We start from the raw sequence: 22461 nt of genomic DNA, 5'->3' as shown, positions 1-22461 counted from the left end.
TGCTACCTGTACTTCAATGCCTTGAATACCACGGTCTCGTGGCGTTTGAGGATGTCTCTTTCGGTGGCACGCAGCTTCAGGAATAGCTGTTGCATGGCCATCTGCTTCAATGGGTCTTTTTCGTGGGGCAGTTTTTCTATCAGCTCGGTCTGCATATGCAGTATCTTCTTCAGCTCGAAGTAGCAGAGTGTACTATCCACATCGTTCACACCCACTATTTGCACAGGTATCACCTCCATGCCATATTTCTCGCTCCAGTTCTGGCTTATATCGGGTGTAGAGTGCAGTAGCGATGCCATGCGGGTGCGTACCGCCTCATCGGGGTAGCGCAGGTAGTACTGCACATCGTATGCCTGTCCGGTACGCTTGTAATGGGCCATATGCTCTTCGAAAAGCTGTCGTACCGTGGGGTTCATGAGCAGCGGTGTCTCTACACGCTCTTCCATTAGCTCTATTACCGATGCATGACCTTCGTAGGGCATAGCGCCATACTCTATGAGCACCCGCAGCAGTTGCCACTCCTGCTCCTCGTCTGAAGACGGGGGTGCGGGCTGGCCTTGTGTTTCCTGCTCTGTGGGCAGTATAGCAGGATCGGGCATGGCGGCCGGGGTCTGCGGCAGGCCCTCGGCACGGCGTGCATGCCGCTGCTCGGTCTCTATGCGGTCGCGGATGTATTTGTTGATGAGGTTTATAAGCCCTGCCTCATCCACATCCAGCCTGCGGGCGGCCAGCTTTATGTAATGCGACTGCAGGGCGAAATCCTCGGCCTTGTTGATGCGGGAAATGCTCTCGGCTATCTCATTTACCAGCTTCGAGCGCTTCACGGGATCATCACCGGCATCGGTCATACCCACCTGCAGGCGAAAGCTGATGACATCCTGCTTATGGCTCTTTATATACTCGTGGAACCTGGCCGCGCCCGACTTTTGTACAAAACTATCAGGATCCTCGCCCTCGGGCAGCAGTACCAGTTGCACATTGAAGCTCTGCGAGAGGGCCATATCCAGCCCGCGCAGGGCGGCCTTTATACCGGCGGGGTCGCCATCGTAAAGGATGGTGAGGTTCTTCGTAAGCTGCCCTATGAGGCGCAACTGGTCTTCGGTGAGCGAGGTACCGCTACTGGCCACTACATTCTCTACCCCACCCTGGTGCAGCGATATGACATCGGTATAACCCTCTACCAGCAGGCATTCATCCAGCTTGCCTATGGCCTGGCGGCTCTGGTACATACCATAGAGCACACGGCTCTTTACATACAGCTCGTTCTCGGGCGTGTTTATATACTTGGGCGCCTTGTCGGTAGTGCGCAGTATGCGTGCGCCAAAACCCAGTATGCGGCCCGTCATACCATGTATGGGGAATATGACGCGGCCACGATACACATCGTGGTATATGCCGTTGCGGTTCTTGGCAAGGCCTGCGCGCTCCAGCACCTCGGCGCTATAGCCATGGGCCAGCGCATCGCGGTAGAAGACATCACCCCTGTCGGGGTTGAAGCCGAGCTTGAAGCGGTCTATGATATCCTTCCTGAAGCCACGCTGCTTGAAGTAACTAAGGCCTACAAGCTGCCCCTCTTCGGTATTGAGCAGGGTATCGTGGAAGTAACCGGCGGCATATTCGTTGAGTATGCGCAGGGCCTCGCTGGCCATTTGCTGCTGCTGTTGCTCGGGCGTGCGCTCGCTCTCCTCCAGTTGTATCTTGTAATAGTCGGCTATCCAGCGAATGGCCTCGGGATAGGTGAGCTTTTCGTGCTCCTGCACAAAAGTGACCACATCGCCCGCCTTGCCACAGCCAAAACATTTAAAAATACCCTTGGCCGGAGAAACGTTGAAAGATGGTGTCTTTTCGTTGTGGAAGGGGCAATTGGCAATGTAGTTGGCGCCTCTTTTTTTCAAACGTATGAACTGGCCCAGCACATCTATGATGTCTGCGCGGTCCATTACCGTTTTTATAGAGGCCTGGGTTATCACGCTGCAAATGTACACCTAACGCCCGATAGGGGAAGAAAGGCATCATACATCAGCGAGGCATATATGTAGCATCGGTTTATTTATGGTAGCTTTGCAGGCTAGAAAAGTGTTTTCATGAACAAAAGAACGTCTACGGGCCCCGGGGCTCCTAAGAAAGGATATAAAGCCAATAACGACCGGCCTGCCGCCAGTTTCGACAAAAAGCCCTTCAAAAGAAGGGATGACGGCGGGCAGGAGCGGGATGAGCGCCCATTCCGTAAGCGTGCTGATGATAACGATAGACCATTTGACAGGAAACCTGCAAGACGCGACGACGACAACCGCGGAGATAGGGAAGAAAGGCCATTCCGCAGGCGCGAAGAAAGTGATAAGCCATATGGCAGGAAGCCCGCAAGACGCGACGACGACAACCGCGGAGATAGGGAAGAAAGGCCATTCCGCAAGCGCGAGGATGGTGACAAGCCATACGGCAGGAAGCCCGCAAGACGCGACGACGACAACCGTGGAGATAGGGAGGAAAGGCCATTCCGCAGGCGCGAGGATGGGGACAAACCATATGGCAGGAAGCCCGCAAGGCGCGACGATGACAGTCGTGACGACAGGGAAGAAAGGCCGTTCCGCAAGCGCGAGGATGGTGACAAGCCATACGGCAGGAAGCCCGCAAGGCGCGACGATGACAGCCGTGGCGACAGGGAAGAAAGACCATTCCGCAAGCGCGAAATTGGAGACAAGCCATACGGCAGGAAGCCCGCAAGACGCGACGACGATAGCCGTGGAGACAGGGAGGAAAGGCCGTTCCGCAAGCGCGAGGATGGAGATAAGCCATACGGCAAAGAAAAAGGCCCTGTACGCTTTCGCGATAATGACCCCTTCAAGGAAGAAAGGCCACTGAAGGAAGGCGAAGAAAAGCCTAAAAAGACAGGTGTGACATTCAGCAAAGGGCTGGAAGAAGTGCCACCCTTTATGAAACCGAAAAGGAGGGGCAAACCGGGTGCTGATGATAGCATGGACCGAGAGGAAAGGCCATTCCGCGAGCGCAGGGACAGTGGCAGCAGGGATAGCAAGCCAGGCAAAAAGCCGGCAGATAAACCCTTTGCCGGGATGCCCGAACGCAAAAAGAGCAAGGAGGACCATAAGAAAGAGAACCGCTATACCGAGCGTGAGGAATATGAAATGGCAGCACGCCAGAACGACCGCGAGTATTTTGGCGACGATGCAGAATGGCGGCCTACCAATGATACGCGCAAGCAAGTGACATCGGCGGCCAGCTACCCCATGCCGCTGAATAAATATATAGCTCATAGTGGCGAGTGCAGCCGCCGCGACGCCGCCGAAATGGTGAAGCAAGGCAAGGTGAAAGTGAATGGCGAACTGGTACTGGAACCCGGCCATAAAGTAGAGAAAGACGATAAAGTGACCCTGGGCGGCAAAAAGCTGACCCCGCAAAAGGGCCTGATATATGTGCTGCTGAACAAACCCAAGGGCTTTATAACCACCAACGAGGACGAGCGCGGCCGCAAGACCGTGATGGACCTGGTGGCCAATGCCGATGCCAGTAGGCTGTTCCCCATAGGGCGGCTGGACAGGGCCACTACCGGCCTGCTGCTGCTGACCAATGACGGTATGCTGACGCAGAAACTATCGCATCCATCGTACGAGGTGAAGAAGGTATACCATGTGACCCTGGACAAACCACTGACGAAAGCACACTTCGAGCAGGTGATGGCCGGGCTGGAACTGGAAGATGGCAAGGCCGAGGTGGACGAAATGGCCTACCTGGAACAGAAGAACGAGCTGGGACTGGAGATACACAGCGGCAAGAACCGTATAGTGAGGCGCATATTCGAGTCGCTAGGGTATGTGGTAGAAAAACTGGACCGCGTGGTATATGCAGGCCTTACCAAGAAGAACCTGCCGCGTGGCAAATGGCGCTACCTGAACGAGGAAGAGATAAGGCTGCTGAAACATTTCAAGTCGTAACGGTATAGTACAGGCACATCTCTACTCTATGAAACTCATTACCGCAGAACGCATACACAACGGGCATGAATGGCTACCCACAGGCGCCACTATAGAAGTAGCCGATGATGGTACCATAGCGGCCGTGCATAACAGCCCCATAGAGGGCGCCGTTCGCTACGATGGCGTACTGGCACCCGGCTTTGTGAATGTACACTGCCACCTGGAGCTATCGCATATGAGGGGCGTGGTGCCGGAGCGTACGGGGTTGATACCTTTTCTGAAAAGCATACCGCAGTACCGCAACGATTTTACCGAGGAGCAGAAAACGGAAGCACGCCACCGGGCCTACCACCATATGCTGAACAACGGCATAGTAGCAGTGGGCGATATAGCCAACACGGCCGATACAACGGATGTGCGTGCGCTGGGCAAAATGCACTTCCACACCTTTGTAGAGGCGCTGGGCTTTACCCCGCAAAACGCCGACAGGGCCTTTGAATATGCCCTGATGGTGTATGCCGCATATGCAGCACAGCACGGCAGCGATACGCTGCTAAGGCAGAGTATAACACCCCATGCGCCCTATTCGGTATCCGATGCGCTGTTCTGCCTTATAGACAGGCATTTGCCGGCTGCACCTATATCCATACACAACCAGGAAAGCGAGGAAGAGAACAGATTTTACACTACGGGCGAAGGGCTGGTGTGCGAGCTGCTGCAGATGATGGGTATAGACCACAGCAGCTTCAGACCCACGGGCAAACCCTCGCTGGAGTCTTACCTGCAATGGATGTCGAAAGAGCATCCTTTCATATTCGTACACAATACCTCGTCAACAGAGGGTGATGTGCGGTTCGCACATACCTATGCACCCTATGTACACTGGTGCCTGTGCCCCAATGCCAACCTGTACATAGAGGGTCGCCTGCCCGATATAGATATGCTGATAAGAGAGGGCGCCAACCTGTGCATAGGCACCGACAGCCTGGCATCGAACCACCAATTGTGTGTGCTGAGCGAGCTGTGTACCATCAAAACGCATTTCCCGCACCTGGGCTGGGAAACACTGCTGCAGTGGGGCACTGCCAATGGCGCCGCCGCCCTGCAGATGCAGGATGTAGTAGGTACACTGGCGCCCGGTACCAGGCCGGGTATGATACAGATAAGAGGGCTTGAGACCAGGCCCTCGGTAACAAGAATAATTTAAAGCCACATTATTCGGCCTTTGTCCATGTAGTGGTACGGCCCAGGAGGGATATACCTACATAACCACGCACATCCAGGCTGTTGCCCTTATAGGTGATCTTGCAGCTATAGGTCTTGCCGTTCTTGGGGTCGTAGATGGTGCCATCCTCATAACCCGTAGCGCCGTCCTTTACAAAACCTTTCAATATCTGCAGGCCCAGCACGGGGTCGTTCTGCCTTTCCTTTTTGGGATTGTTCTTATCTACCTTGGGCTTGCCCTGCTCGTTGTTAGGCTCTTTGAGCCATATTATCTTTCCGTAGAATTTGCCATCGGTGGCTTTGAACACCTGGATCTTGGCGGTCTTTTCTTCGTTGTACCACAGGCGCTCTATCTGGTCTTGTGCAAAGGCCATGGTGCGGCCTGCAAGCAGGCATACGCACAGCATAGATGCCCTGAAAAAATAATTGGCTGACATAGGCGGGATCTTTTTTTGCCAATAAATATAGCATTCCCCGCGCATATTTCCTACTTATCTACCGGGGTCACCTCGCCTATACCCGATATATTCTTTATCACCTCGGGACGGCCCTTGTACTCTACCTCGCCTGCACCGCTTATATCAGCTACCAGCTTGCGCGATGCATTGACCTCGCTTTTGGCTGCGCCGGACATGGATGTTTCCGTTTCCTCTGTCTGCAGGTCGAAGGCCTCTATCTGGCCGGCACCACTGATCTCGTACTTAGCGCTCTTTACCACACCGCCCTGCACTTTCAGCTCTGATGCGCCGGACATATCGGCCGTGAACGTCTCGGTATGGATGCTTTGTATGGTGATGGAGCTTGCCCCGGAAACATCTAGCGCAAAGGAAGTGCCCTTTATATCGCCCATTATGTCCACATCAGGTGCGCCTGATGTGGATAGCGCCTTTAGCGAGGGTACCGATATACGCACATTCATATTATCGTCGTCTATGTTCCAGGTGTCGTCCAGGTCGTATTTTATGTAGAGGACACTATCCTTTACCTCGGTGCGTATGTGCTTCAGTATATTGGCATACCCATTGAGCTCTATACCATATGCCGAACCCTCGGTAACGGTGACCTTCACATCAGATGTTATGCGTATATCCACCGCATTGAAGGCATCTACAGACGGTATCTCGGTGGTCTTTTTGCCCTCGCCGCGCAGTACATTGGCGCCGCATGAGGAAAAGAGCATGGCAGCGGCCGCGAACGATGATATGTACAATAGCTGTTTCATGGAATGTCTTTTTTTGATGGTGTGGAATGGAATATGACACAAAATTACGCCTGCGACCACCGGAAGGAAGTCACGTTCGGTAAATGAGAGTGTTTTATCGGTGAATGTCGCTTTTACTGCGCCGGGGGTAGCACATCAGCGCTTGGAGCGCCACCATACCACACCCAGCGTACCCATGATGCCCAGCGGCAGCATGGCCAGGTAGAGAATGCCTCCATTGAGGCCCTTGGCACTTTTGCTGTCCATCTCGGAGGCCGTTTTGGTACATATGGAACAGCCTTGTCCCAGCACAGTGTGAGAGAGCGAGAATACAAGCAGACCTGCAAGCAAAAGACGTTTCATATAAAAGTGGGCGCCTGGCAGCGATATTGCAAAATTAGGGTAAAAACTTATGAAAGCGACCAAGACTCTATGAGCATGGTAAGCGATGCGTATTGGTGAGCATTGAACAGTACGGTGATGGTAGACTCTGTAAAGCGGTCCTTACGAGTGAAGACCACCTTGCGGCTGTGGCGGGTACGGTCTATCGCTACCGTCTTGTCGGTATCAGAGTCCTTCATGGTGTAGCCGGGCAGGCCCTTCAGTAGCAGCATGCGCACATTGCGGGCTGCGGCCGGGGTCACCGATTCGGCCCGCACCAGCCAGCGGTCGGCCGGGTGGTACTGATCGAGCACGATAGTGAGCAGGAAGCCATCCAGGCCCAGGCGGCAATCCCATACTCCTGTCACCATCTCTATGTTCTTCAGCTCATCGAAACCCGAGGGATGTGCCGCTGTGCGAACGATAGCCGAGAGGTCGCTGCGGAAACGGGAAACCACCGGGCGGGCCACTTTACTGCGACCTATAACAGTAAGCGAACTGACCAATATACAGAACAGGAACAGGCGTCTCATGTAGCAAATATAATTTATTGGGGGTGCAGGTACAAATGAGAGCGCCTATTTTATAGGCTTGCGGGGCACTATATACAGAGAAACAAACCCTAACGAATTGCAATTGTTCCTTACTGTGTATTATTTTCTGCTTGTTTATGTAAATTTGCAGGATGCTCACAGGCAAAGAACTTATTCTGGCCACGAAGCCGTTCGCAAAAGAGGTACGATGGAAGAGCTGGTATTATACTATCACATCCTTTCTTTTGCTCATCGGTTCCATAGCCGGCACTTATTATTTCGATAACATTTTTCTCCGCATCGCTTGCAGCGTGGTTGCGGCGGGTATGCTGGCGCGTGTATTCATCATCTTCCACGATTTTCAGCACCATACCATATTGCGTGGGTCGCGCGTGGCCGATGTGCTTTTCACGCTCTTCGGCATATACATGATAACCCCGCCGAACATTTGGAAGCGTTCGCACGACCATCATCATAACAACAATGCCAAGCTCTTCAGCGCCAGCATAGGCTCCTACCCTATCATGACCCGCCAGAAGTTCCTGGAGGCATCGAAGATGGAACGCTTCGGCTACCTGGCCGTGCGGCACCCCATCAATATGTTCTTTGCCTACTTCACTACCTTTATGTACGGCATGTGCATACAGTCATTCCTCAGCAGCCCGCGCCGCCACTGGGATTCGCTGGCCGTGCTGCTGCTGCACTATGGCATAGCCATATTCCTGTTCGTGAAGTTCGGCTGGCTCACATGGCTGCTCAGTTTCTCGCTGCCCTTCTTCCTGGCGCATATGCTGGGGGCTTACCTGTTCTATGCGCAGCACAATTTCCCCGGCGCTACATACCGCAAGAACGTAGACTGGAACTATACGAATGCCGCACTGGAATCATCGAGCTTTATGGACCTGAACCCGCTGATGCAGTGGGTAACTGCGAACATAGGTTTCCACCACATTCACCACCTGAACTCGAAGATCCCCTTCTACCGCCTGCCCGAGGCCATGGCGGCCATACCCGAGCTGCAACAGGCCAAGGTGACCACCCTGATGCCGGGCGACATTGCTGCCTGCCTGCGCCTGAAGGTATGGGACGCTGACGCGAACAAGATGATAGGCTTTGATGAGATGGAAGAGGACAGGAGAATGGCAAGAGCATAGGGGGAAATTCCAAAGAGAAAATTCCAAATTTCAAAATTGCAAATTCCAAAGTGGGGTAAGGAAATTTCAAAGAGAAAATTCCAGATCCCAGATCTTAAATTCCAAATTCCCAAGAGGGAGTTCCGATATAGACCGGTAAAATAAATGTGAAGCGGAGGGGCATTTTCGCCGCCCATTTAGTATTTTCCTTACAATTAGCTACATTCGCAAAAATTTTTCCAATACATGAACTTGCACGAATACCAGGCCAAAGAGCTGCTGAAGCGTTACAACGTACCCACGCAGGACGGCATAGCTGTATCTAATGTAGATGATGCAGTGAATGCATACAAACAGATAGCCGTAGACAAAGGCACCAAATTTGCCGTAGTAAAGGCGCAGATACATGCAGGTGGCCGCGGTAAGGGTCGCATGAAGGAAGCGCCCGACCAGAGCGGTGTACAGGTAGTGAAGAGCGCAGAGGATGTGGAACGCGTAGCACGCAACATACTGGGCAATACCCTGGTGACCATACAGACAGGCGAGGCCGGTAAGAAAGTGAACAAGATACTGATAGCACAGGATATGTATTATGATGGCCCCAGCGAGCGCAAGGAGTTCTACCTGAGCATACTGCTGGACCGCGCCACCAAGCGCAACGTGATCATGTACAGCACCGAAGGCGGTATGGACATAGAAACGGTAGCACATGATACGCCCGAGAAGATATTCCGCGAGTGGGTACAGCCGGGCTTTCCGCTGCAGGGTTTCCAGGCGCGCAATATAGCCTTCAACCTGGGCCTGAGCGGTGCGGCCCATAAGAACATGGTGAAATTCGTATCGGACCTGTACAATGCATATGTGGGCCTGGATTGCGCCATGCTGGAGATCAATCCGCTCTTCAAGAGCGCGGACGACAAGGTACTGGCAGTGGACTGCAAGATGAGCCTGGACGACAACGCCCTGATGCGCCATACCGACCTGGCCGATATGCGCGACAAGAGCGAAGAAGACCCTACAGAAGTAGAAGCAGGCGAATATAACCTGAACTATGTGAAGCTGGACGGCAACGTGGGCTGCATGGTGAACGGCGCCGGCCTGGCCATGGCCACCATGGACATGATAAAGCTGGCGGGTGGCGAACCTGCTAACTTCCTGGACGTGGGTGGTACCGCTAATGCGCAGACGGTGGAAGCCGGTTTCCGCATCATAATGAAGGATCCTAATGTAAAGGCGATACTGATCAACATATTTGGTGGTATAGTACGCTGCGACCGTGTGGCCGCCGGTGTGATAGAGGCCTACAAAAAGCTGGGCAACATACACATACCCATCATAGTACGCCTGCAGGGTACCAATGCCGAGGCTGCAAAGGAGCTGATAGAGAACAGCGGCCTGGAAGTACAGAGCGCCATACTGCTGAGCGAAGCTGCAGAGCTGGTGCAGAAGGCTGTAAGGGGCTAATAACAATTATTACCTTCTTGTTATATACATACCGGGAAGTTGCTCATTGGGGCAACTTCCCGTTTTTTTGCACAGCGTTCTCAATTACCACGCCATACAGCAACCAGAACCAGGAAGATACCTGCCACAGCCCGAACATATTGAAATAACCTCACAATATGATATGACCTATATCATACCCACCGTGTTGAAAACTTAGCATTCCTGATACGATATTTGGTTTATATTTGCACATTTAATTCAAATTCAGGGAGTGAGCAAAGTAAATATAGTACGTTTCGCATCGAAGCACGGAGATGGTTTCTACGATACGCTGAAAAAGAACATCGATACTTTCTTCAAGGAGAACAACATCTCTCCATCGGGCAATGCATCGCTGCGCTGGAAAACGGTGGCTATGTGTGCGCTCTTCTTTGTTCCATACATTATTATAGTCACAGGCCTGGCCGCATCCAGCGTATATCTCTTCTTCGGTATGTGGGCGCTGGTGGGCTTTGGTATGATAGGCGTAGGCTGCGGCGTACACCACGACTCTAACCATGGGTCCTACTCTGACAACAAGACGGTGAACAAGGTGGTAGGCGATATAGTGAACGTGGTAGGCGGGTATGACGTGACCTGGCGCATACAGCACAATATACTGCACCATACCTACACCAACATAGAGGGCCTGGACGAAGATATAGATGCAGGTGGCCTGCTGCGTTTTTCGCCCAACAGCAAAAAACATGTGCTGCACCGTTTTCAGCATATATATGGCTGGTTCCTGTACTGCCTGCTCACCATACAGTGGGTAACGTATAAGGACTACCGCCTGCTGTTCATATACGAGAAGAAGGGACTGCTGAAGAAAGAGAAGATATCGCTGAACAAAGCACTGCTGGAACTGAGCATATACAAAGTGATATACTTTACCTACATACTGGTGCTGCCTATACTGTACTCGGGCATGCCATGGCAGTATGTAGTAGCAGGCTTCCTGCTGCTGCACGCTATAGCGGGCTTGGGTCTGTCCTGCATCTTTCAACTGGCGCATGTGCTGGAGAGCTCTGAATACCCTATGCCCACCGACGACCGCAAGATGGAGAACAGCTGGGCCATACACCAGATGCTGAACACGGCCAACTTCTCGCCCCGCAGCAAATGGATGCACTGGTTCGTAGGCGGACTGAACTACCAGGTAGAGCATCACCTGTTCCCACACATATCGCATGTGCACTACCCGCAGATATCGAAGATAGTAAGAAGTACGGCCGAGCAATATGGTGTGCCTTATAAAGTGATGCCCACCTTTGTGAACGCACTGGGGCAACACTACAAAATGCTGAAAAAACTGGGCCAGGAGTAACCGGCACCCGGATATGATGATACTAGAACGTCCCACACCTTGTGGGACGTTTTTTTTCGACCGTGATAAGCCGGCTATAGATATATTTGGAACGTAGAACAGCATATAAATGAAAGAACTTACCGCACACTTCCACAAGCTGGCAAAATATGAGCTGCATTGCAACGCAGCGCTGATAGAAGCCATAGAACAGAACAACGTAAGCGACGAAAAGGTAATGCGGCTGATGAGCCACATAGGCATTGCACAGCAGGTATGGCTGATGCGGATACTGGCCGAACCTGCTACCGGGCCGGTAGATATATGGGAAATAGTGCCCGTAACGGTGCTAAGGGAACGCCTGGCAGCGAACATGCAACGGATGACAAAAGCCATAGACATGCTGAGCGAGCCCGGTAGCACCACCATCGCATATACCAATATTGTGGGTACACCCTATACCAATGAACTGCAGGATATACTGCATCATATACTGAACCATGGCACCTACCACAGGGGGCAGATAGCTACCCGCCTCAGGGAGCTGGGCCTGAAGCTGCCAGGTACCGACTACATTCTTTACATTCGCGAGCATGGGTAGATAGCTGCAGAACCGGGGCCGATCTCTATCTTTATACTATATATAGCAATATAGTGGAACATTTTCCTTTTTACCTGCTGCTGATACTGGTCATCGTATCGCTGATAATGGCGGCAAAGAAGATAAGAGTGGCCTACCCTGTGGTACTTGTACTGGCCGGCGTGGTCATAAGCCTGATACCAGGTATACCACCTATGTACATAGACCCCGAGCTTATCTTCATCATTTTTCTGCCACCACTGCTGTACGAGGCCGCATGGGCCATATCGTGGAAAGAACTGTGGCACTGGCGCCGCATCATTGGCAGTTTTGCGTTCGTGGTGGTGCTGCTTTCGGCACTGGCCGTAGCCTTAGTGGCCGATCGTTTCATACCCGGCTTTACGCTGGCACTGGGTTTTCTGCTGGGTGGCATAGTATCGCCGCCGGATGCGGTGAGCGCAGGGGCTATACTGAAATTCGTAAAGGTGCCCAAACGGCTGTCGTCGATACTGGAGGGGGAAAGCCTGCTGAACGATGCGTCTTCGCTTATCATCTTCCGTTTTGCCACTATAGCAGTGGCCACAGGCCAGTTCGTATGGCGCGATGTGGCACTTAGCTTCAGCTGGATGCTGGCAGGCGGCCTGCTGATAGGCCTTGCCGTAGGCTGGATATTTATGAAAGCCCACAAACACCTGCCTACCGATGCCAATATAGACATAGTACTGACCATAGTAACGCCCTACATCATGTATATACTGGCAGAAGAGGTACATAGCTCGGGCGTACTGGCGGTGGTGAGTGGAGGGTTGTTCCTGTCGCACCAGAGGCACCAGTTCCTCAGCACCTCTTCGCGGCTGAAGGGTGGCAATGTGTGGGAGAGCCTTTGTTTCGTGCTGAACGGGCTTGTGTTCATACTGATAGGGCTGGACCTGCCGCAGATAACCGCAGGCCTGGGCGATGTGAGCTTTGCTGCCGCCATAGGCTATGGTGTGCTCATAACTGCGGTGCTGGTAGTGGGCAGGCTTATATCGGCATATGGGGCTGTGGTGGTCACCCTCATCATGCGCAACTTCATAACCGTGGCCGATACACGCCACCCCGGGTTTAAGATACCGCTGGTACTGGGGTGGGCAGGTATGCGTGGTGTGGTATCGCTGGCCGCAGCACTGTCTATACCCGTGCATATGGCCGATGGCACGCTCTTCCCGCAGCGCAACCTTATTCTCTTCATCACCTTTATAGTGATACTGCTGACCCTGCTGGTACAGGGACTTACCCTACCCTACCTCATCAAAAAAATGGACATGCCCGACCCCGACCATACCCGGCCGGAAGAAGATGTGGACCATGAGATAGGCAGGCAGGTGGCCGACCATGCGCTGCAACACCTGAACAGCAAATATGGCGACCTGGTGCGCACCCACCAGACCATACAGCAGATGGCGCTGAAACTGGAAGGCGCCCGCCTGCTGACGGATGATACAAGGGTGACAGAGGAATTCAAACACATATACCGCGATGTGCTGGAACAGCAAAGACAATGGCTGATAGCCAGGAACACCGAGGACAAGACCATAGACGAGGACCTGATACGCAAACACCTTTCGCGAATAGACCTGGAAGAGGAAAAACTGCGATACCTGTAGACAGGCAAAGAACAGAAAAGTAAAAGGCGACCCGGTGGGGCCGCCTTTATCATGTTGTGCGGGGGAAGATCTTGTTTACCACTTGGTGAAACGCTGTGTGCAAGTGCCGTTAGCGCCCTTGAATGTGATATAATATATACCTGCGGGCAATGCGCTCACCGATACCCTGGTGGTGGCTTTAGCAATATCCTGCTGCAGTACTTTTTGCCCAAGGCCATTGGCGATAGCGAACGAAGAATACATGCCGTCTGCAGTAGTTACATACAACTCATTGGTGGCGGGGTTGGGGTATAGTGTGGGTACGATAGCCGCAGCGGCAGACACTTTCGTTGTCACGGGGCATCCCTTCAGGTTCTCGGTGGTATTGGTCATCACTGCATCGTTATAGTCGAAATAGATACCTACCCTGCTTTTAATGACCGTACCTGCAGGAAGGCCACTGCGCGACCTAATGTTGTAGATAAAAGCGCCATCGTTGAGGCCATGCCAGGAGCTGTCCAGCAGTTTTATCTTGGGGAAGTCGAACTTCACTATGTTGTAGCCACCCTCGGTATAGGGAGTGACATTCATCTCTTTTGCCGAAGACATCACCAACTGCAGTGTGTGGCTATCGAGGAATTCGGAGAGCGTATCTAGCACATATACATTGTGGGCGGTATCGTCGCCGGTGTTCTCGAAGTGAACAGTGAACTGGAATTGTGTATCGGTATCGAAACATGCGGGCGGGTCTACGGCGATATAATTCGGATCGCAGGATGCCTTTACGGTATCTATCCTCTCTATTATGTTATTGTACATTACCAGCTCTGTACCTGTAGATGATGTGACAATGACCTCTTCCGTCACGGTATCGCCTACATCTAGCATGGTGCTCATGGTGGCCCAACTGGCATAATAAAGTTCTCTGCTGGTAGTGCCACTGCTCATGCCCGGCAGGTTCCATGTGAGTGTGGGAAACGATATGGCCGAGGGGTAGGTGATCCATGATGGCGGCGCAGAATATTTGTGGCTGTACCTGAGCTTTACCGTGGCATCGGTGAGAGCGCAATTATTGTTGCGCACATATATGTGCCCCCACTGGTCCATACGGCCGGTGACAGGTACCACCATATTGACCGCGAGATCGGGCACACCACCGGAGCCGCACGACAGACCGAAATACTTGGTACGCACAGACCTTGCAGGATCGAGGGTATCGTATATCACTCCACCGGCGGGGCAGGAAACGTAGCGGCTATCGGGTATGACCATGAAACCGAACACGGTACCGGTAGGCCCATGCCCCTGATAGTTGATACCACTGGTAGCCGATATGGTATCTATAGGTACACCGTTGGAATCTACGGCCACATTCAGCGGCACGGCATTGTACTGTTCGCTGCCATTCATTTCGCAGTCGGCATCGGCTACCATATATAGCCTTATAGGCAGCACATCGCAGGAATACACCACCTCATCGCGCGATAATGAATCCTGGAATATGTTGTCGTAATACAGCTTGTGCGTGATGTGGTAGTTGCCGGGAGCGGTGTACTGATGCTGCACAAATTCGCCCAGCGAGCCGGTCATTGTCAGTACAGAGTCGTATGTACCATCGCCATAGTCGGTACGCACATACAATTCGGGCGCCCACTGTTTATCTATATAAAAACGTATGAGGCCGCAGGTAGTATCGGGTACGGCCACCGTGGCGCGCTCTTCCATGAAAAAAGGGCTGGGAATATGCAGCACAGAAGAATAAGAGGAATCGCCACTGGTAGCGCAGGTGACCTTGCACCTGTAATGGTTATTGCCTGAGCTCCACATGGGAGGCAAAAGGGCCGTAGGTGTGTGGGAGTACGAAGCGGTAGTGGCCCCCGGGATGTTATACCATAAAGCAGGCCACATGGTGCCCGATGGCGATACCTGCCACTGGTAAGTGAGCCCTGAGGGAACAGGCAGAGGAATGGCCAGATCTAACGTAAAGGTGCAATAACCGCAAAATGTGGTGCTGGAATATGCAAAGTACGAAGGTGGTGTGCCTGAGCATTGGGCGGTAGCTATACGGGGCATGAGGCAGCCCAGCAGCAATGCTATGAGAGGTATATATCTTTTCACGAGTTGTTCGTTTTCTGATATTATTAGACGCTATATTAGAACCTATGTTAGATATATGATAAAATATTTTCAGAATAATATATAAGTCATACATCAGTAATAGGGGCCGCAAAATAGAAAAAGCCCGCCGAATAGCTCATAAGAGCTACCGGCGAGCAACCAGACACACAACATTGGGGATATATAATAGCCCCGAAATAGATCAAACAGTAGATGATGCGACCGCTACAGGCCTATGCGCCAAACCTTTCATATACTCGAACCCTGCGATATTCATAAGCAACATGGCCATGCCGTAGAAGGTATCTTCTATAGGTATGGTGACGAGGCGTATACCGAGGTTGTAACTATCGTTGTAAATGACCACCGGCTGCGGGGTGACAGCCCCCGTAAGTACCCCATTGGACAGGAAGAAGGGAATGAGCGTGACCAGGAAGGAAATATAGAAGGCCGGCAGAAAGGATGCGCGCAATACCAGCAACAGCGTGAGCAGGGCAGCCAGCAGCAGGAATGTGACCGAGGTATACAGCAGCGGCATATATATGATGGCCATGAACGCAAGCACACATATGAAGAGCACTGTACCATTCGCTACTGAACGGCCGGTGACCGGTATGGTGTAAAAGCGGGTGATGTTGTAGTAGAGGAATACACAGGCATAGGGTATGAAGATGAAGAACAAGTACTCTTCCAGCGGCAGGCCTAGCAAATATATACCCAGCAAATAGCGGTCGTTGAACGACCATATGCCTTTGGCGGTAAAAAGCGCATCCCATAGTATGAACACCATGGCGGTGACGAGGCAGGGCACAAAAAAGCTGCGCCAATGCCGGTAGAACCTGATCTTCGGGTGAAAGGTGAAGATAAGGGGGAACAGCAGGCAAAGGCTATCCACAAGCAGGTATAGATATCTGTCAGGCATGGCCGGGAGTAGCTTTTGTTTCTTTTTTCATAGCCTCTTTGAAATACTTCATAGGCACGAAGAGCATACCGAAGCATTCGCCATCCTCTTTCTCCAGGTGCTTGTGGTGCATCTTGTGCGCCCGGCGTATGGCACGGAAATAAAAATTGTTGGTGTTCCTGAGCAGCTTGAAACGCTGGTGGATGAAAATATCGTGTACGGTAAAGTAGGCCATACCATAAAGGGTAATACCCAACCCTATATAGAACAGCAGGTGGGCCGTAGTATACACACCCAGCGCCAGGCACGCTATACCCGGCAGCGCGAATATGAGAAAAAAGTTGTCGTTCTTCTCAAAAAAAGATGAGGGGTTCTTTTTATGATGGTCCTCATGCAGTTTCCACAGCAGGCCATGCATCACATACTTGTGTGTGAGCCATGCAACGGCCTCCATAGCTATGAAGGAGGCCAGTGTTGTAAATATATTTATGAGCCACATGGTAGTTTCTTTTATTGTAAATATCGTTTTTCGTTCGGGGTCAGGTCGCCATATCTCAGCATATATTCCTTTATTCTTTTCCTCAGGTCATTGTCGGCCAGTTGTGGGTAGGCCTGTAGTATGAATGTTCTATCGGCAGCCATATCGCTGCTGTACATGAGTATACGCGGCACCTGCGACTGTACACAGAACCTGAGGAAGCGGACCTCTACATTAGCAGGGGCCTGCCCTACGGCCTGCTCTACCAGCCCTTTACCCTTCTGAAAGCCTGCCAGCCTGGAGAAAGGTTCTATACCGTATTTCACCCTCATTATGGCGGCCATACCCTTGTAGCAGGTGAGCAATGGCTGTTCTCTGTCGTCCACAGCCTGCATGGTGGTGTAGAAACGATCTGCCGCTTTTTTGTTCTCATTGGCCCGGTAGTACAGCTCCCTTATCTGTGTGAGCGAGGGCACTGCGGCCCCTACGCACATATGGAACAGGCACATTATGGTCAAGATGCCGGCCCTCACAGGATATTTAATTGCAACCTGACCATAGATGTGAACACCAACCCCAGTTTCTGTAGGTCAGGTATCCTGACCCTTTTTGTCATTATGGCTTTAGCAGGCATCTTTTTGATGCGCATGTAGAGCGACATATAGTAGTAGTATGCGAGGTATACCCCGCTACGCGCCTTCAGTGGCAGCCTGCGTATACCTAGCAGCGCCTCCTTCAGGTCGGCCTCTATATCGGCCTGTATGGCCATCTTCTCCTCTTCCGACAGGCGGCCCAGGTCTACACCCGGGAAATAGGTGCGGCCCAGGTCCTGGTTATCGGCTCGGATATCGCGAAGGAAGTTCACCTTCTGGAAGGCCGCGCCCAGCTTCATGGCCGCAGGCCTTAGCGACTCATAGGCCGCGTTATCGTTATCTACAAATACCCGCAGGCACATAAGGCCCACCACCTCGGCCGAGCCCAGTATGTACTGCGAATAAGATGCCGCAGTATGGACCGTAGTGTGCAGATCGGTCTCCATGCTATCGAAGAAGCACTCGATGAGGTCGCGCTCTATGCCGTACGTCCTCACCACATGCTGAAAGCTGTTCAGGATGGGATTGACGGATATGCCGCGCTCTATGGCCTTCCAGGTATCGGCCCTGAACTCGGTGAGCAAGGTGGCCTTGTCGTGCCCGTGAAAGGAATCCACTATCTCATCGGCGAACCTGACAAAGCCGTATATACCGTATATAGGCTCCCTGAGATCTCGGTGCAGGAAACGGATACCCGATGAAAAACTGGTACTATAGGTATTGGTAGTATGCACACTACAGGCAGCGGAGACCTTATCGAATAGCTCTTTCATAGTATATCATTTAAGTGTGTTATGCAGTTGACGGGCGGCTATCTGGCCGGATATGAGGGCCGGCGGCACCCCGGGTCCCGGCACCGTGAGCTGGCCGGTATAATAAAGACCTTTTACCTTCCTGTTGCGCAGCGATGGCTTCAGCACAGCTGTCTGGCGCAGGGTGTTGGCAAGGCCATAGGCATTGCCTTTATAGGCATAATAGTCCTTCACAAAATCGTTGACACAATAGCTCTTCTTATAAATTATATGTGGCAATATGCTCTCTTCGCACAGGTCTTCCAATCTCTTTATGAGCTTATGAAAGTATTTTTCCCTGATGTCGGCAGTATCTGTAAGACCGGGCGCTATGGGCATCAGTATAAAAAGGTTCTCCATACCCTGTGGTGCTACTGTCACATCGGTCTTGGATGGGCAGCATACATAGAACAGGGGATCATCTGGCCACTGGGGGGTATCGTATATATGCCCGGCATGCCGCTGCAGCGATGTATCGAAGAAGAGGTTGTGATGTATGAGGTTCTTTACCCGCTTGCCCACACCCAGATAAAAGATGAGACACGATGGTGCGAAGGTGCGACCCTGCCAGTACCGCTCGTCGTAATTGCGAAAGCGCTCTTCCAGCAGGCGCTCCTCTATGGCATGATAGTCGCCACTGGCTATCACACCATCTACCCGCTCTCTGTGCTGTTTTGTATTTACATAGCGGCAATACCCTCCCGATACCTCCAGGCGTGTGACCTCACAGCCTGTGTGTATCTCCACACCCATCTTTCGTGCCAGCGATGCCATACCTTCCGTTATCTGCCCCATACCTCCCATAGGGTACCATGTACCCATAGTGAGCGAGGCATAGTTCATAAGGGAGTACAAGGCAGGTATACGGTGGGCAGTAGCACCGAGAAAAAGAGATGGGAATTCCATGAGGGCCACTAATCGTTCGTCTCTGAAATACTTTCGCACATGGCCACTCACGGACCCCAATAATGATAACCTGGAGAGGTGCTTCAGCACCGTCATATTCATGAACTCGCGCCACGAGAAACATGGTTTGTATACCAGGTCGCCCATGCTTATCTCATACTTGTACCGCGCCTCTGCCAGGTACTTCTTCAAATTGTCTGCACTGCCCTTCTCTACCTGCTCGAATGTGGCATATATGTCATCCAGCCGGGCAGGTACCTTCAATACATCGTTCTTTCCGAATATCATCTGGAAACCCGGATCGAGCTGCACCAATTCATAATACTGATCGGCACTTTTACCGAAGCGCCCGAAGAATTGCTCGAACACATCGGGCATCCAGTACCAGCTAGGCCCCATATCGAAGGTGAACCCCTTTTCCCTGAGCACCCGCGCCCTGCCACCAATGGTATCGTTCTTCTCCAGCACGGTCACATCGTGGCCGTACCGGGCAAGCGCACATGCTGCCGTCAACCCAGAAAAACCAGAACCGATGACAGAGATGCGACCCATTATTTTGTTTAATTTTTATGCAAATTAATTAAACAAATTAAAAACAACAAAAAGAAAAAATGGCAGAAGTGTTAAATAAAAATAAGCAAAAAATGCCGAAAACAAACGAATACAGATACATTATTGCCTATCAGCAGTTTATGAACAGAAAAATATTGTTGAAATAATATTGAAATAAAATAAACAAAACAAATGAAAAACATGAACAAAAAGAGAACGAGTATATAATAACAACAGACCGGCCCGCAAGCCTATCTTTGCGCCGTGCAACGCAAAAAGTGTATGCTGCCGGCGCTGATGTGCTGTGCGATACTGCTTATCTCCATTATATCTGTAGCCCAATCGGTAAAGGTCATCTGCAAGGTGGCAGACAAGAACGGCGTACCCATATCGTATGCCGCCATACAGGTAAGCAGCGCTACAGACAGCGCCAATGCACATTACGAAGCCGATACCGACAGCGCAGGCACCAGTACTTTTACCCTGACCTCTGGGGAGAAGTATATAGTACGCACCTTCTCTATGGGCTACAGACCTGCAGTGAAGAACATACTGGTAAAGGGAACAAGACCTGTCTTCGATATAGTGCTGGAGCCTGATACCAAGACGCTGGGCACCGTGAATGTGACTTACAAACGCCCCCTGATGCGGCAGGAGGAAGACAAGACCATAGTAGACCCCGAAGAGCTGGCGGCAAGCAGTACCAATGCATTCGATATAATAGAGAAGGTGCCAGGCCTGTTCGTAGACCAGGATGGCAACATATATATATCCAGCTCTACCCCGGCCACGGTATACATAAATGGCCGCGAGCAAAAGATGGGCCGCGCAGAGGTGGCCGCCATGCTGAAAAGCCTGCCCCCGGGCTCCATAGACCGCATAGAGATAATGCGCACACCATCTACCCGGTACGATGCTTCATCGAGCGGGGGTATAGTGAACGTGATACTGAAGAAGGGTGTGCGTATAGGTCTTACCGGCAGCGTGAACGCAGGCATGAACCAGGGCACATACGGCAACCAATTCGCAGGGGTGGTGATAAACAACAGCAATGGCGTACTGAGCACCAGCTTCAATATACAGGCCAGCCGCCGCGCCACAGGCGAACAACTGAATACCGACCGCACCTTTGCCGCAGACTCCCTGCTATCGCAGAATGCCTATACTACCTATCCCGGAGACTCTTATTATGGCAGCTACAGCATAGGCTATACCCCCAACAAGAAGTGGGATATAACCTATGACGGCCGTGGCAGCCTGAACCATAACAATACCAACAGCAGCAGCCCGGCACATATAGAGAAGATAAGCACAGGCGAGCAGGTACTGACGTACAAGACAGACGTTGCCAACCGGGCGGCGAACAAGAATATTACACAGGGGCTTTCGGGCAAATACAAGATAGACACACTGGGATCGGAATGGAGCACGGACCTGACATGGAGCGGTACCCCTACACGATCGGAACAGGCATACAACACCGTTTACTATACGCCTTTCTACGACAGCCTTTCGGGCAAGGGAAATATAGACAACCGCTACAATTACTTTGCCTTCCAGACAGATATGGTGTGGAAACTGCCCTACAAGATAAGCCTGGAAGGAGGTGTAAAGGCATCGAACGTATGGTTCTGCGGCAGTACCGATTACGACCGTACCTATAACGACACTACCCGTCCCGACCCCGCACGCACCAATGCATATACCTACGAGGAGCATATATATGCAGGCTATCTGCAGGCCACCAAAACCCTGCAGAGCATACTGATAAAAGGAGGCAGCCGTATAGAGAACACCAATATGCTGGGCCACCAGACGGTGCCTACCGATACGGGCTTCCGCATACGGCGTACAGACCTGTTCCCCTACCTGTACATAAGCAGGAAGCTAATGAAGATAGCCGGATGGGAGCTGCGCAGCTACCTCATATACAGGCGCACCATTACCCGCCCTGCCTATGACTACCTGAACCCCTTCCCACGGTATGTGGACCAATACCTGTCGGAAGCAGGCAACCCATCGCTAAGGCCACAGTTCACGAAGAACTATGAGGCCAACGTATCGGTAGACGACAGGCCTATCATAGCCTTTGGGTACAATGACATGACAGACATGTTCTCGCAAGTGGTATACCAGGCAGACAGCAGCCGCAGGCAGACCCTGAGAACATATGACAACCTGGGCACCAACAAAGAGTTCTACATGAAGGGCCTGGGAGCCATACCGCCGGGCAAGACCTACTTCTTTGTACTGGGCGGGCAGTACAATTACAACTTTTACGAGGGTTTTTACAATGGCCAGCCGCTATCGTACACACGTGGCAGCTGGACCTTCTTTACCTACCAGACACTGAAACTGGGCAAATATACCCAGGTGGTGCTGAACGGCTTTATGCGGTATAAGGGACAGGTACAGTTCTACGAGCTCAGCACCTTCGGCGCGCTGAACCTGAGTGTGAACCGCCAGTTCCTGCAAAAGAAACTAAAAGTGACACTGAGCGTGAACGATATGTTCTTTACCAACAACAACCATTTTGTGATAGAGCAGGGCAACATATATGCCACCGGCCTGCGCAGGGGCGATACCCGCCGCTATGGTATGAATGTGATGTACAACTTCGGGATACGCAAGAAGGAAGAGCATAACTTCCTGAATGCAGAGTCGCCGGAGAACAGCAAGTAAACACGATAGCCTTTCTATTTTACCCTTCCTGTCTTCTTCT

Annotated in this window: 19 protein-coding genes; 8 read left to right on the top strand and 11 right to left on the bottom strand. The window is 51.9% G+C overall.

What is annotated here, in order from left to right; translation table 11 throughout:
• Positions 1 to 2: 2 nt before the first annotated feature.
• On the bottom strand, positions 3 to 1970 hold the full coding sequence (dnaG, locus tag ABD843_RS15820; RefSeq protein WP_345085357.1) for a DNA primase: 1968 nt from the start codon (positions 1968 to 1970) through the stop codon (positions 3 to 5).
• Between the two features lie 114 nt (positions 1971 to 2084).
• On the opposite strand from dnaG, the gene ABD843_RS15815 reads away from it, so the two are divergent.
• Positions 2085 to 3950, top strand: coding sequence for a pseudouridine synthase (locus ABD843_RS15815; protein WP_345085354.1), 1866 nt, complete (start codon positions 2085 to 2087; stop codon positions 3948 to 3950).
• Positions 3951 to 3978: 28 nt separating this feature from the next.
• Positions 3979 to 5139, top strand: coding sequence for an amidohydrolase family protein (locus ABD843_RS15810; protein WP_345085351.1), 1161 nt, complete (start codon positions 3979 to 3981; stop codon positions 5137 to 5139).
• Positions 5140 to 5146: 7 nt separating this feature from the next.
• Here ABD843_RS15810 and ABD843_RS15805 read toward each other — a convergent pair whose 3' ends face one another.
• The 4 genes from ABD843_RS15805 to ABD843_RS15790 all read right to left on the bottom strand — a co-directional run bounded on the left by ABD843_RS15805 (position 5147) and on the right by ABD843_RS15790 (position 7271).
• Positions 5147 to 5593: a DUF2147 domain-containing protein gene (locus tag ABD843_RS15805; RefSeq protein ID WP_345085348.1), complete on the bottom strand. Its 447-nt coding sequence runs from the start codon at positions 5591 to 5593 to the stop codon at positions 5147 to 5149.
• A 50-nt stretch (positions 5594 to 5643) separates the two neighbouring features.
• Complete coding sequence (locus tag ABD843_RS15800; protein WP_345085345.1) at positions 5644 to 6378, bottom strand: head GIN domain-containing protein; 735 nt, start codon at positions 6376 to 6378, stop codon at positions 5644 to 5646.
• Between the two features lie 135 nt (positions 6379 to 6513).
• Complete coding sequence (locus ABD843_RS15795; RefSeq protein ID WP_345085343.1) at positions 6514 to 6720, bottom strand: hypothetical protein; 207 nt, start codon at positions 6718 to 6720, stop codon at positions 6514 to 6516.
• 47 nt (positions 6721 to 6767) lie between these two features.
• Complete coding sequence (locus ABD843_RS15790) at positions 6768 to 7271, bottom strand: hypothetical protein (RefSeq protein ID WP_345085340.1); 504 nt, start codon at positions 7269 to 7271, stop codon at positions 6768 to 6770.
• Between the two features lie 152 nt (positions 7272 to 7423).
• On the opposite strand from ABD843_RS15790, the gene ABD843_RS15785 reads away from it, so the two are divergent.
• The 5 genes from ABD843_RS15785 to ABD843_RS15765 all read left to right on the top strand — a co-directional run bounded on the left by ABD843_RS15785 (position 7424) and on the right by ABD843_RS15765 (position 13421).
• Positions 7424 to 8425 carry a fatty acid desaturase family protein gene (locus tag ABD843_RS15785; RefSeq protein WP_345085337.1) on the top strand — a complete coding sequence of 334 codons (1002 nt, stop codon included), beginning with the start codon at positions 7424 to 7426 and terminating at the stop codon, positions 8423 to 8425.
• Positions 8426 to 8650: 225 nt separating this feature from the next.
• Entirely contained in the window at positions 8651 to 9868 is a 1218-nt protein-coding gene (gene sucC / locus ABD843_RS15780; protein WP_345085334.1) for an ADP-forming succinate--CoA ligase subunit beta, read from the top strand.
• Between the two features lie 253 nt (positions 9869 to 10121).
• Positions 10122 to 11216, top strand: coding sequence for a fatty acid desaturase family protein (locus tag ABD843_RS15775; protein ID WP_345085331.1), 1095 nt, complete (start codon positions 10122 to 10124; stop codon positions 11214 to 11216).
• A 109-nt stretch (positions 11217 to 11325) separates the two neighbouring features.
• A complete protein-coding gene (locus ABD843_RS15770; RefSeq protein ID WP_345085328.1) occupies positions 11326 to 11796 on the top strand; it encodes a DinB family protein in 471 nt (156 codons plus the stop codon).
• A gap of 53 nt (positions 11797 to 11849) precedes the next feature.
• Positions 11850 to 13421 carry a Na+/H+ antiporter gene (locus ABD843_RS15765; RefSeq protein WP_345085325.1) on the top strand — a complete coding sequence of 524 codons (1572 nt, stop codon included), beginning with the start codon at positions 11850 to 11852 and terminating at the stop codon, positions 13419 to 13421.
• Positions 13422 to 13496: 75 nt separating this feature from the next.
• On the opposite strand, the gene ABD843_RS15760 is transcribed toward ABD843_RS15765, so the two are convergent.
• The 6 genes from ABD843_RS15760 to ABD843_RS15735 all read right to left on the bottom strand — a co-directional run bounded on the left by ABD843_RS15760 (position 13497) and on the right by ABD843_RS15735 (position 19739).
• Positions 13497 to 15518 carry a DUF7619 domain-containing protein gene (locus ABD843_RS15760; protein ID WP_345085322.1) on the bottom strand — a complete coding sequence of 674 codons (2022 nt, stop codon included), beginning with the start codon at positions 15516 to 15518 and terminating at the stop codon, positions 13497 to 13499.
• A 202-nt stretch (positions 15519 to 15720) separates the two neighbouring features.
• On the bottom strand, positions 15721 to 16440 hold the full coding sequence (locus ABD843_RS15755; protein WP_345085319.1) for a lycopene cyclase domain-containing protein: 720 nt from the start codon (positions 16438 to 16440) through the stop codon (positions 15721 to 15723).
• Positions 16433 to 16918, bottom strand: coding sequence for a sterol desaturase family protein (locus tag ABD843_RS15750; protein ID WP_345085315.1), 486 nt, complete (start codon positions 16916 to 16918; stop codon positions 16433 to 16435). The genes ABD843_RS15755 and ABD843_RS15750 overlap by 8 nt, the downstream gene beginning before the upstream one ends.
• Before the next feature lie 11 nt (positions 16919 to 16929).
• Positions 16930 to 17430 (bottom strand): hypothetical protein, encoded by a 501-nt coding sequence (locus ABD843_RS15745; protein WP_345085313.1) that lies wholly within the window; start codon positions 17428 to 17430, stop codon positions 16930 to 16932.
• The gene (locus ABD843_RS15740) at positions 17427 to 18263 is read right to left on the bottom strand and encodes a phytoene/squalene synthase family protein (RefSeq protein ID WP_345085311.1); all 837 of its coding nucleotides are present in this window, start codon (positions 18261 to 18263) and stop codon (positions 17427 to 17429) included. The genes ABD843_RS15745 and ABD843_RS15740 overlap by 4 nt, the downstream gene beginning before the upstream one ends.
• Positions 18264 to 18269: 6 nt before the next feature.
• On the bottom strand, positions 18270 to 19739 hold the full coding sequence (locus ABD843_RS15735) for a phytoene desaturase family protein (protein ID WP_345085309.1): 1470 nt from the start codon (positions 19737 to 19739) through the stop codon (positions 18270 to 18272).
• Between the two features lie 264 nt (positions 19740 to 20003).
• Between ABD843_RS15735 and ABD843_RS15730 the strand changes: the two genes are divergently transcribed.
• Positions 20004 to 22421, top strand: coding sequence for a TonB-dependent receptor (locus ABD843_RS15730; RefSeq protein WP_345085307.1), 2418 nt, complete (start codon positions 20004 to 20006; stop codon positions 22419 to 22421).
• Positions 22422 to 22461: the final 40 nt, after the last annotated feature.

Origin of the sequence: Nemorincola caseinilytica, from assembly GCF_039540515.1 — a bacterium.
Taxonomy (GTDB): Bacteria; Bacteroidota; Bacteroidia; order Chitinophagales; family Chitinophagaceae; genus Nemorincola; species Nemorincola caseinilytica.
The sequence above is the reverse complement of the archived record's forward strand: the minus strand, read 5'-3'. Positions and strand labels throughout refer to the sequence as shown.